This is a genomic window from Vulgatibacter sp. (genome assembly GCF_041687135.1).
Lineage (GTDB): Bacteria > Myxococcota > Myxococcia > Myxococcales > Vulgatibacteraceae > JAWLCN01.
On sequence record NZ_JAWLCN010000002.1, the window covers coordinates 586,711 to 598,648 of the forward strand.

7 protein-coding genes are annotated in these 11,938 nt (G+C 72.5%); 3 read left to right on the forward strand and 4 right to left on the reverse strand.

Annotated features, from left to right (window positions below; all coding sequences use genetic code 11):
* Positions 1 to 70 precede the first annotated feature (70 nt).
* Positions 71 to 2,020, forward strand: a complete 1,950-nt coding sequence (locus tag ACESMR_RS06370; protein ID WP_373046057.1) for a DCC1-like thiol-disulfide oxidoreductase family protein — start codon at positions 71 to 73, stop codon at positions 2,018 to 2,020.
* Between the two features lie 100 nt (positions 2,021 to 2,120).
* Positions 2,121 to 2,399, forward strand: coding sequence for a GlsB/YeaQ/YmgE family stress response membrane protein (locus tag ACESMR_RS06375; protein ID WP_373046058.1), 279 nt, complete (start codon positions 2,121 to 2,123; stop codon positions 2,397 to 2,399).
* A gap of 18 nt (positions 2,400 to 2,417) precedes the next feature.
* Here the strand turns inward: ACESMR_RS06375 and ACESMR_RS06380 are convergent, their stop codons facing one another.
* Positions 2,418 to 3,806 (reverse strand): hypothetical protein, encoded by a 1,389-nt coding sequence (locus ACESMR_RS06380; protein ID WP_373046060.1) that lies wholly within the window; start codon positions 3,804 to 3,806, stop codon positions 2,418 to 2,420.
* Between the two features lie 146 nt (positions 3,807 to 3,952).
* On the opposite strand from ACESMR_RS06380, the gene ACESMR_RS06385 reads away from it, so the two are divergent.
* Positions 3,953 to 7,012, forward strand: a complete 3,060-nt coding sequence (locus tag ACESMR_RS06385) for an aminotransferase class I/II-fold pyridoxal phosphate-dependent enzyme (RefSeq protein WP_373046062.1) — start codon at positions 3,953 to 3,955, stop codon at positions 7,010 to 7,012.
* Positions 7,013 to 7,126: 114 nt separating this feature from the next.
* Here the strand turns inward: ACESMR_RS06385 and ACESMR_RS06390 are convergent, their stop codons facing one another.
* The 3 genes from ACESMR_RS06390 to ACESMR_RS06400 form a co-directional block, all read right to left on the reverse strand.
* Positions 7,127 to 7,426, reverse strand: coding sequence for a hypothetical protein (locus ACESMR_RS06390; RefSeq protein ID WP_373046064.1), 300 nt, complete (start codon positions 7,424 to 7,426; stop codon positions 7,127 to 7,129).
* Positions 7,427 to 7,491: 65 nt separating this feature from the next.
* Complete coding sequence (locus tag ACESMR_RS06395) at positions 7,492 to 11,178, reverse strand: sigma 54-interacting transcriptional regulator (RefSeq protein WP_373046066.1); 3,687 nt, start codon at positions 11,176 to 11,178, stop codon at positions 7,492 to 7,494.
* 145 nt (positions 11,179 to 11,323) lie between these two features.
* A complete protein-coding gene (locus ACESMR_RS06400) occupies positions 11,324 to 11,860 on the reverse strand; it encodes a hypothetical protein (protein ID WP_373046068.1) in 537 nt (178 codons plus the stop codon).
* Positions 11,861 to 11,938 lie beyond the last annotated feature (78 nt).

The window sequence follows — 11,938 nt, forward strand, 5'->3', positions numbered from 1 at the left end:
GCGCCGTGCTAGCTTGGGGGCCGAAGGCCCACGGGGGGATCCGGGGCTGCAGCCGTACGGGGAGAAGTCGATGAAGAATTGGCGCGAACAGCTGCGCGTTGCGTGGCTCGAGCTCGATCCGCGGAGCCTGGGGATCTTCCGGATCGGTCTGGCGATCCTCCTCCTCGGGGACCTGCTTCGCCGCGTGCCCGATCTGGCCATCTGGTACTCGAACCAGGGGCTGGTGCCGAACCACACCCAGCTGTGGCGGCCCGCCTCCGAGTACATGTTCTCGCTCTTCTTCCTCGCCTCGAACCCCGGTGAGGCGGCGTTCGGCTTCGTCCTCTGCGGGCTCGTCTACCTGGCGCTGCTCCTGGGGTGGAAGACCCGCCTCTTCCAGGTGCTCTCGCTGGTGGCGGCGGTGAGCCTCCACAGCCGCGCGGTGGTCCTCGAGAACGGCGGCGACGTGGTGATGAACATCCTCGTCGCCTGGACCTGCTTCCTGCCGCTGGGCAAGCGCTTCTCCCTCGACGCGCTCTTCGCCTCGCTGCGCGGGCGCAAGGAGGTGGCGGCCTCGGAGCTCACCTTCGAGAGCCGCCCTGCCCCGTCGACGAAGCCGGTGGTGTCGGTCGCGGTCTTCGCGGTGCTGCTCCAGTTCGCGGTGATCTACTTCTTCAACACCATCCACAAGAACGGCGACATCTGGCGCGAGGGGACGGTGATCCACTTCGCCCTCCACCAGGACCGCATCGTCACCTTCCTCGGCTACGCCCTGCGCGACTCCTTCCCGATCTGGCTGTCGCAGGCGCTCTCCTGGGGGACGCTGGTGATCGAGGGGATCGCGCCGCTGCTCCTCCTCTCGCCCTTCGCGGTGGTGCCGATGCGCCGGGCGGCGCTGGTGCTCCTGCCCGCGCTCCACCTCGGCTTCGCCCTCTTCCTCAACGTCGGCTTCTTCTCGCCGACGATGATGACCTTCTACCTGCTGCTTCCCACCGCGGCGGATTGGGAGCTCGCCGGCAGGTGGTTCCAGCGGGCCAGCCGGCCGATGCGCGCGGTGTGGTTCGACGCGGGCTGCGGGATCTGCTTCCAGGTGGTGCGGCTCCTCGCCCGCCTCGACGGCGGCAAGCGCCTCGTCTTCCACGACAACGGCGGCAAGCTGCCGAAGGGCGTCACGGCGGAGCTGGTGGAGCGCACCATCGTCGTGATCGATCCAGCCACCGGCAGGCAGACGATCAAGGCAGCGGCCTTCGCCGAGATCTTCGCGATGCTCCCCTTCGGCAAGCCGGTGGCGTGGCTGCTCCGTGTGCCCGGCCTCTCGGCGATCGCCGACCGCGTCTACGATCTCGTGGCCACCAACCGCCGGGAGATCTCGATGGAGCTGGGCCTGGCGGCGTGCGGCATGCCCGCGCCGCGCCCCGCTGGCGGCGTGCAGCTGCCCGAGCCCGAGGCGCCGTTCCGCGCTCGCCTGCGCAGGGCGCTGTGGCAGAGCCGCGAGGCGCTGGTGGTCCTCGTGCTGGTGGCCCTCGGCAGCCAGGTGATCAACGAGAACTGGGCGGTTCCCAAGTGGATGAAGGTGCCGCAGCCCCACGTGCTCAAGGCGATCGTGCACTACCCGCGGCTCTTCCAGGGCTGGTCGATGTTCGCGCCCAACCCGCCGTCCCGTGACGCGGTGGTGGTGGTCGACGCCCTCACCGTCGACGGGAGGCGGATCGATCCCCTGAACTACGCGGCGACCGGCTGGACCGGTGAGCCGTGGCAGGAGATCCCGCCCCGGCTCGATCAGGACCAGTTCTGGTGCGACTACCAGGTGCGGATCAAGGGCAACGGCGCGCTCCACGGCCCGCTCAAGGATTGGCTCCTCGCCCACCACAAGCGCACCGGCAACCCGAAGGATCGCGTGGTCGCCTTCGAGGCGTGGTTCCTCGAGGACGAGAGCCCGCTGCCCGGCGAGCTCGCGCCGAAGAACCTGCAGCGCCACAAATTCCTCTCGCACGGGAACATGAACCGGGCGGCACGGCCCGGGGTCGCCAAGAGCGAGTAGCCCTGCAGCTGCCCTGCCCTTCGGCGCGCGCTTCCCTCATGCGGAGGCGCGCGCCTTTTCGTTTCGCCGCGGCTATCCTGCTTCCCTCACGGAGGGAACGATGGACGAATACCGGGGCCTGTGCGGCTGGATCTGCTTCGGCTTCTTCTCGGGGCTCTTCGCCCGGGCGATCCTGCCGGGCGATCAGAACATGGGGATCATCGCCACCACGATCCTCGGCGTCGCCGGCGCGTTCGTGGGCGGATCGATCGCCTCGCTCCTCGGCGGCGGCGCGGCCTTCGAGCTGCGGCCGGCGGGCTTCGTGGGCGCCATCCTCGGCGCGGTGCTGATCCTCTTCGCCGGCGAGCTGCTCTTCCGGCGCAGCAAGCGCCGCCGCTGAAAACGCCGGCGCCCGCCCCTACCGGCGGAGGAGGAAGGACCGCTCGTCCTGGGCGAAGAGCTCGAAGCCGTTCGCGCGCAGCTCGCCCCGCCACGATCCGCCGACCCAGAGGTCGCCGGCAGCGCCCGCTTCGATCCAGCGGGGCTCGACCCCGGTGCCGAAGGAGGAGAGCTCCCAGGAGGCGCCCTCCTCGTCGACGACGAGGAGCTGGCCACCGTGGACGGCGGAGCTGCCGCTCGTGGCCAGGTAGAGGAGCCCGTCTGCGCTGCCCGTCACCACCGCCCCGAGCTGCAGGCCGGGCAGCGGGAAGTGGCGGGTCCGGCGGTGGCCGGTCTGCCAGCCGACCACGAAGAGATCGCGCCCCTCCTCGGCGGCGAACTGCTCGCCCTCGAGCGCCAGCGTTTCGGTGAAGGTGCTCGAGACGAGCACCTCGCCGGCGGGCGTGTAGGCGAGCTCCACCTTCCCCGGGTAGGGCCCGCTGGACCACGTCGCTGCAGCGTAGGGGCTCATCTCCGCGTCGAGCAAGACGACGAGCCCGTCGCCCTCTCCTTCCGGCGCGAGGTGGAAGGGCGCGAAGAGCACGGGGGCGGAGAGGTGGCCGGCGATCGCCACCCTGCCGTCGGGGTCGGTGGCGAGTTCGAATGCGTCGCTCCTGGGCGGCGGTCGCTGGTCGAGCTTCCAGGCCCGGGCCGCCCCGAGCTCACCGTCTCCGTCGAAGGTGGCGAGGACGACGCACGACGCGTCGGTGCAGGCCGGATCCTCGACGAGCCCGAAGGCGGTGACGCCCCAGAGGAGGAGGTGGAGGCGACCCAGGGAATCGCCGGCGAGGCGCAGCCCGGAGACAGCGCCGGAGCCGGCGGGGAACGCCCGGCTCCACCGCGGCGCACCGCTGCCCGCATCGAAGCAGGCGACGAAGGCGCCGCGGTTCTCCAGCTCGAGCAAGCCGCTGCCGAAGTCGGCGTGGCCCTGCAGCTCGCCGGCGAGGCAGGCGAGGTCGCCTGCCTGGGCCACGCCCCGGACCTCGACCGTATCGCGTGGCGTCGAGCCGAGGCGCATGCTCCACCGCAGCTCGCCTTCGCCGTCGAGCGACGCGAGGAAGACGCTGCGCTCCCCCGCCACGGGGTTCGGAACGCCGAGCTCCAGCTCGGCGGCGGAGTGGCCGGCGACGACGGCGAATTCGCCGGAGAGGTCGACGCCGCGGAGCTCGGTCGCAGGCTCGAAGGCACGGACCCAGCCGCTCTCCGAGCTGCAATGGTCCGACGTGCAGGCGACCGGCTCGAGCTTCTCGATCTCGATCGGCCCGACCCCGCAGCCGCTGGGCTCCTCGGCTCCGCCGCCGCCCCCACCGCCGCACGCGACGGCGCCGAGGGCGATCAGGAGCTGGAGCGGATGGCGCATCGCGTTCATCGCTTGTCCCCCTCACCAGATGTCTACGAGCGTAGCGCAAGCGGTGCAGGGGGTCGACGGAGGGCTTGCAGGCGCGGCGCCACCCGGACGAGCAAGGCGGCCTTTGCGTTGACACCGCACGCAGCCACCTCGACGATGCCGCCGCGATGACGACCTACCCGGCCTCTGCCCGCGCAGCCTACGAAAAGCTCCACCGCCTCGAGCTCGCCCTCGGCGATCCCGCCAGCCGCCCCGCCGCCCTCGAGGAGCTCCGGGCCCTGGCCGACCTCGCCCGCGACCAGCCCGAGGGGGCTCCCTTGCGCCTCGCGGTGGTGGAGGCCGCGGTGGGCACCGCGCAGGAGCGGCTCGAGCTCTTCCTGCTCCCCACCATCTTCGCGCCGGAGGATTGGGCCTATACCTTCCTCGAGGGCCTGCTCAAGGTCCCGATCGACGAATACGACGGCAAATCGCTGGTGGAGGTGGGCACCGGCTCGGGCTGGATCCCGATCGCCCTCTCCAAGTTCACGCGGCTCTCGAGGATCGTCGGCGTCGACCTGAACCCACAGGCGCCGGCGGTGGCGACCTGCAACGCCTGGCTCAACTGCGATGCCGATCAGATCGCGCGGCTCTCCTTCGGCGTGAGCGATCTCCTCAAAGGTCTGCCCGCAGACGCGCGCTGGGATTTCGTGGTGGGCTGCATCCCGCAGGTGCTCCGCACCGAGGGGATCGACGAGCCGAAAGGCGAGGAGGAGGCGCTCTACGACCTCTCCAACTACTGCGCGATCCAGAACGTCTACGAGGATCATTTCGGCCTCGGGCTCATCGCCCGCCTCCTCGACGAATGCCCGGAGATCCTCGCCCCCGGCGGCAGGCTGCTCCTCAACCTCGCCGGCAGGCCGGGCCGCGGGATCATCGAGCGGATGTTCTCGCGCCGCGGCTTCCGCACGGAGGTGCTGGTCGCCCGCCGGGTGAAGCAGGCAGCCGACACCGACATCCGGCCGCTGGTGGCGCTGGAGCAACGCACCCAGCGGGAGTTCGAGTTCTTCGTCCACCAGCACTCGGCGGAGCCGCTCCGGGCGGAGACCGCGCTGGGCTGGCTGCAGGCGGGCCACCCGATCTGGCACGAGGTGGCGGTGTGGAGCGCGCAGCCGATGCTGCCGCGGGAGACGCTCCTCCTCCGCAGGGCGCTGCAGGATCTCGGCGCGGGCTACCTCCTCGACGAGCTCGATCTCGGCGCCGGCTCGCAGGAGCAGCTCGACTTCGTCGCGCACCTCGCCGAGCGGCTCGCCAGCAACCCCGTGATCCCCTACGCCCACGAGGCGGGGGATCCTTCGTTCCGATCCCTCATCGCCCGCTACCTGGCGCGCTTCTTCGATCTGCGCCTCGACGAGCGCGAGATCTTCGTGGCGCCGGAGCGCGAGCAGGCGGTCCATTCGCTCCTGCTCTCCACCTGCGATCCCGGCGACGGCGTCCTGATCAGCCGCAACGTGCACGGCACCTACGCGAAGGCGCTCGAGAAGGCGGGCGTCCGGGCCACGGTGACCAACAACACGCTGCGCGAGATCCGCCGGCTCCTCTCCGCCTTCGACGTGAAGGTGGCGATCCTGAGCGTCGAGCCCTCGGAGCGCTCCAACCTCTCGGCGCTCCGCGAGATCGTGGACGAGGCAGCGGCCCGCGGCATCCTCGTCATCCTCGACGAGAGCCCCTTCTTCCACATCACCTCGGGCGTCGAGCCCCACACGCTCTTCGAGTTCCTCGCCCGAGAGCCCCACCGCCCCAACCTCGTGGTGCTCTACGGGCTGATCAAGAACGCGGTCTTCCCCGACTTCGAGCTCACCCTGCTCCTGCCGGTTCCTGCGCAGCTCCACGCCGATCTCGAGGTGGCGGCGGAGGTGACCTACTCGCGGATCGCCACGCCGGTGCAGTGGTTCTACGAGCGGCTCTTCGCCGAGCTCCTCGCCTTCCGGATCTCCTTCGCGGCTGCAGAGAACCCAGGACCGCGAAGGGAGCCGGTGCGCGAGCTGCCGCGCTCCGTCCGCATCGCGCGGATCGCCTCCTTCCCCGCCTTCGCCCCGAAGGTCTTCCAGGAGGACGATCCGGAGCTGGTCCGCCTCGACTACGGCGAGAACGAGGCGCCGGTGCCGCAGCCCCTGGCGGAAGGGCTGGTGGCCGCCGCGGCGGTGCCGCCGAGCGCGGCGCCGGTCCACGGCCTCGAGGAGGCGATCGCCGCGTTCCTGCTCGAGACCCGCGGCGTTCGCTACGACCGCGAAGAAATCGTCGTCGGCCAGGGGGTGTGGCCGCTGATCCACGACTTCGCCTGGGCGCTGGGCAAGCAGCTCGGGCGGGCGCCGCGCCTCTACGTGGCCACCCCCTGCTACGGCGTGCTCGCGCCGACGCTCGAGGCCGCAGGCGCGGTGGTGGAGCAGGGCCCCCTCGCCGCGCTCTACGAGCGGCGCGGCGGCAGCGCCCCCGACGCGGTGGTGATCTCGCAGCCCTCGAACCCGCAGGGCTGCTACCTCTCCCGCGAGGAGCTGGTGGCGCTGGCGGCCTGGGCGGCGGAGCACCGCTGCCGGATCGTCTCCGACGAGATCTTCGGCCTCGTGAACCTCACCCACACCGCTGCGGAGACGGTGCGCAGCCCGGTGACCCTGGAGCAGGCGGTGCCGGGCACCAGCGGCCTCACCGTGGTGCTCGGCGGACTCTCCAAGGAGTTCGCCGCAGGGGGCATGCGCGTGGGCTGGCTCGCCACCCACGACGCGGATCTGGCTTCGCTGGTGCGGGAGGCGGCGCTGGGCACGCTGCAGCTCGTGGCGGCGCGCACCGGCTCGCATCTCTACGCGGCGTTCGGAAGGACCGCCGCGGGCCGGCTCGTCCACCCGCGGCGCCACCGCGCCCTGCGCGAGCACCTCGGGTCGATGCGGCGCGATCTGGCGAAGAAGCGCGCCCGGATCGCCGGGGCCCTCGGGCTGGAGGGCGGCTCCGACGAGGCCGGCGGGCTCTTCCTCGCGCCGGTGGTGCGGGCGTGGATGGGCCGCTCCATCGACGGCGAGGCGCTCACCCCGGAGAACCTGCCCCGCAAGCTCTACGAGCACACCCACGTCGTGGTGAACGGCGGGCCGTGGTGCGGCGATCCGGAGCGGATCCGGCTGGTCTTCTCGATCCCCGAGGAGAAGCTCGAGCGCGCAGCGGAGCGGCTCGCCGCCTTCGCGAAGTCGCTGGAAGGCTGAAGCGCGCTGCACGAACGGCGGCGCCTACGCACGAAGCTGCAGACGGAGCGGCGTCTCCCGGATGGGAGCGCCGCTCGCCTCACGTTCGAGCCGGCGCGCCAGGCGCGCTGCAGCTCAGCGGTACTGTTCGTCGTTGTTGCGCTGGCGGCCGGGCATCGGGTCTGGCGAGCTCTCCCCGCTCGTATCCCGGGCAACGGAGCCCGGCATCGGATCGGGCGAGGACTCACCGGCCAGGATCATCAGCAGCAGCTGCTGCGCCGGCGAAGCGTCCTCGAAATTCTCGTCCAGGTAGGCGCCGATCGACGGGTCGCGAACGCCGTCCCCCCCAGCAGCCTCTTCCCAGGTGTCGTCCGCCGGGCCACCGCAAGCGGCGAGTCCCAGCGCAACCACGAGCAACGATACGAACCTGGTCATCTACTTCCCTCCAACAGCAACCGGGCGATCATGACACGATCCCTTTGCGGCTGTCTTCCCCCGGGTCATGCCATGCCCCGAGCGAGGGTCACGAGCTCCGGTTCGGCATTGACGATCTGCGAGAGGCGGGAGCGCTTCATCTGCAGCAGGCGCGCCGCCTCCGAGATGTTCCCCTTCGCCTCGAGCAGCGCGCGGCTGATCATCTGCAGCTCGAGCTCGTGGCGCAGCTCGCGGACGCCGATGCCGCGGGCCTGCGCCAGGGCGTAGAAGTCAATCGGTCCATTGTCGGCGACGGGCGCGCCGCGGAGCTCCGCCTGCCCCTCCCGCACGCTGCGCAGGAAGCTGCCGTGGGCCTCGAAGGCGGGCAGCCCCACCACCTCGCCCTCGGCGAAGATCGAGACCGAGGCCACCACGTTCTCGAGCTCGCGGACGTTGCCCGGCCAGCTCCAGGAGGCGAGGAGCGCGAGGGCCTCCGGGGAGAAGCGCAGCGGCCCCCCCTTCCGCTCGCCGCGGACCCTGGCGAGGAAATGCTCCGCCAGCGCCGGGATGTCCTCGCGGCGCTCGCGCAGCGACGGCAGCTCGAGGCTCACGCCCTTGAGGCGGTAGTAGAGATCCTCGCGGAAGGTGCCTGCGTCGCGCATCTCCTCGAGGTTGCGGCTGGTGCCGCAGATCACCCGCACGTCCACGGCGACCGGCGTGCCGGAGCCGACCCGCTCGATCTGCTTCTCCTCGATGGCGCGGAGCAACGCCACCTGCGCGTGGGGCGAGAGATCGCCGACCTCGTCGAGGAAGAGCGTGCCGCCGCTGGCCTGCTCGAAGCGGCCGCGCCGCTCCCTGCCACCGGGGAAGGCGCCGCCGTCCTGGCCGAAGAGCTCGGCGAGGAGCTGCTCCTCCTGTGCGGCGCCGCAGCTCACCTTGAGCAGCGGCATCGCTGCCCGCGGGCTCGCCGCATGGAGCGCCTCGGCGATGAGCTTCTTGCCGGTCCCGCTCTCGCCGCGCAGGAGCACCGGCACCTGCGAGCGGCCCACCGGGCCGACCCGGGCGAAGAGCTGCCGCAGCGACGCGGCGTTGCCGACGATCACCGGCCCGTCGTCGGGCAGGCCCTCGAGCTGTCGCACCGCGTTCGCCCGGGCGGCGGTGATCTCGTTGTCGGGGAGGCCGAGGAGCCGGGCCCGCTGCGGCGTCTCGACGAAGCGGCCGCGCCACGCTGGCGGCACCCTGCCCCGCAGCTCCTCGAGCAGCGCCCGGGCGCGGACGCGGTGGGCGCTCGCCGCCTCGCGCTGCCGCAGCGCCTCGTGGCAGCGGCCGAGCAGATCGTAGAGCCGCCACGGCGCCTCGAGATCGGTATCGCCACCGACGCCCGTGGGCCTGGCGAGCAGATCCTCGCGCGCCGCCTCGAGGCGGGGCAGCGCCTGCGCCGCGGTTCCCTGCGCGAGGGCCACCTCGGCAGCGAGGAGCGAGAGCTCCACGCCGAGGTCGGCGCTGGGAAGCGCCGCCGCCTTCTCCTCCAACGGCGCCAGCTTTGCTGCGGCCTCCGCCACCTCGCCTGCTGCGAGGCGGGCGCGGACGAGGGCGACCTCCGCCTCGATCACGTAGCGGGGGCTGCCCAGCTGCGCGAAGGTGTCGCGGGCCCGGCGCAGATCCTGCCGCGCGGCGAGCACGTCGCCGCGGACGAGATCGATCTCGCCGCGGACCAGCTCGGCCTGGGCGACGAGGTAGGGATTGCCGAGGCGCTCCGCTTCGGTCCGGGCGTGGTCGACGCCTTCGCGGGCCTGCTCGGTGTCGCCGAGGAAGAGGAGCAGGCGGGCCCGGTTGATCCCCTGGTGGGCGACGCCTTCGCCGCGGCGCACCAGCGTGAAGGCGGCCAGCGCGCTGCCGTAGTGCTCGAGGGCCTGCTCGAACTCGCCGACCTCGTGGTAGAGCACCGCGAGGTTGCCCAGCGCCAGCGCCACCAGGGAGCGATCGTCGCCGAGGGCGAGCCCCTCCCGGTAGAGCCGGATCGCCTTCTCGCGGTCGCCGCGCCGGTGGTTGGCGACGCCCTCGTTGATCCGGGCGAGCATCCCCTCGCGCAGGAGACCTGCCGCGTCCGCCTCCTCGACGTTGCGGTGGAAGGCCGCTGCCGCCTCGGCGTGCTTGCCGCGGGTGAGCATCGCCTTGGCCAGCGTGTTGCGCAGGCCGAGGCGCAGGTGGGGCAGCTCCCCCGCCAGCGGAATCCCCGCCTCCGCTGCCTCGATGGCGCCCTCGTAGTCCGAGCGCAGGAAGCGGATCTCCGCGTAGTCCACCCAGGCGCGGGCGGCGACGGGATCGGCAGGGTCGAAGCCGCTGCGGCCGTCGAGCACCAGCCTGCAGAGCCGCTCCGCCTGCGGGAGCTTGCCGATGCGGATGCAGAGGCGGGCCGCCTCGGCGCGGGCGGCCCGGCGCTCGACCGGCGTCGCGTCCCTGCGGGAGAGGCCGAGGTGGCGCAGCGCCGCGAGCATGTCGCCGTTGGCCTCGTGGGCAGCGGCGAGGCCGAGGTGGAGGCGCCGGCGCTCGGCCTGCGTGCCGGCCAGCGCCGCCTGGAAGAACTCGATCGCCGCATCGAAGGCGCAGCGTCCGGCGAGGGTCTCCGCCGCCCGCGCCGCCCAGGTGGCGCCGCGGCCCTGCGGATCGCCGGCGAGGTAGTGGCGGGCGATCTCCTCGACGCCGGCGCCGGCCTCCGCCAGCGCGTCGCCTGCTGCGGCGTGGCAGTGGGCGAGCCGCTCGGGTGTCGCCGCGGCGAGGACGTTCTCGCGGTCGGTGTCGCGGCTGAAGCCGTAGACGGGGCCGGTGGGCTCCACCTGCACCCGGAGGAAGCCCTCGGCGACGAGGCGCTCGAGGAAGCGGGGCGCGTCGGGGACGTCCGCGACCCGGCGCAGGAGCGCCGAGGAGGCGCCGTGGCCGATCACCGCAGCGGCGAGGAGGAGGCGCTGCGCCTCGGGCTCGAGGCGGGCGAGGCGGCGGGCGCCGAGATCGGCGGGGGCCCTGGTGAGCACCGCCTCGAGGCGCGAGGGATCGCCGGAAGTCACCTCGAAGAGGCGCTCGACGACGTCCTGCCGGGAGAGGAAGGTGCGCACGCCCTCGACGTCGAGGGGCGCCAGGGGCACCTGGAGCCCGGGCACCCGGTCCACCAGCCCGCGCAGCGCAGGCGACGGCGCGCCGTCGCGCCAGGCGAGGACCACGAGGCACCCCTGCCTGCTGCCGGGCTGCAGGAGCAGCGCGCCGAGGTATTGGAGGAGCTCGAGGGAGCCGCGATCGGCAGCGTCGAGGTCGTCGAGGATCAGCACCGGCGCCGCGGCCACGCAGATGCGGAGGAGATCGGCGAGGGCGTCGGCGACGTCGAGGCGCAGGTCCTCGGGGCGCCTTCCCTCGGCGAGCTGCGCGCCGGGTCCCTCGAGCAGCGGCGCGAGGCGCGAGGTGATCGAGGAGAGCTCGAGGGCGGTGGCGCCGCGATCGGCCGCGAGGGCGATCAGGCCGCGCGCGAGTTCGCGCACGATGCCGAGGGCTTCGCCCCGGGCCCTGTCGCTGCGGGCCTCGATCACGGGCACGCCTTCGCTGCCGAGCCTGCGCGACAGCGCCCGGAGCAGGTGGCTCTTGCCGATGCCCGGAGGACCGTGGACCCGGGCGAAGACCGGCGTACCGGTCGCCCGCGCGCCCTCGTGGGCCTCCACCAGCGTGTCGAGCTCGCGTTCCCGACCTGCGGCTGCGACGAAACGCGCCTGCGCGCGACCTTCCATACGACAGCCTCCTACCGCCCGGTTTTGGACGGACCGGTCCCATCCTGCCGGATGAAAAGGCCAGTTGGAAGGGGGGGATAGGGGTTGGGGTCCGTTCGGAAAGGCGAACCCTACCCCACCCGGGTTGGAGCGCAGTGCCAGCTCGCTAACGCTCCCAAGGGGCCTGCTCCTCGTCGCGGGCCTGCCCGGGTTGGATCTGGAGCGCCCAGGGGGTCGCCTCGACCTGCGCCCAGGAGAGGCGCACCGACTGGCCGGGCTGGATCGCCTGCAGCTCCTCGGGGTGGGCGCGGAAATGCTGTCCCCGGACGGTGATCGAGCCGTTGCTCCGATCCACCTCGCTCACGGTGCCGCTCAGGCGCCCCTCCGGCGCTGGCGCCGCCGCTTGCTCGCCGCGATCCCGGAGCCAGAGCTGGCCGGCGTGGTTCTCGTACTGGAGCTCGACCACCTCGCCCTGCGCGAATTGCTGGATCGCCGTGGGGGTGCCGCGGAATCGGAAGGTCCTGCCGCCGGCGCGCAGGGTCACCGTTCCGCCGCCGGCGTCGACCGATTGCACGATCCCCTTGATCGAGCCGGCGGCGACCTCCCGCTGGTAGTCGGGCTGCTCGCCGAGCTGCGCGTGCGCCGCAGCGGGAAGCAGCGCCGTCGCCAGGGCCGCCGCGAGGAGCGGCGTGTGGATCCCCATGAAAAATCCCCCGTCGGGCAGGCGAATCGCACCTGCCTACGGGGGATGATGGGCACCACCCTGCCTCGCGCAAACGCG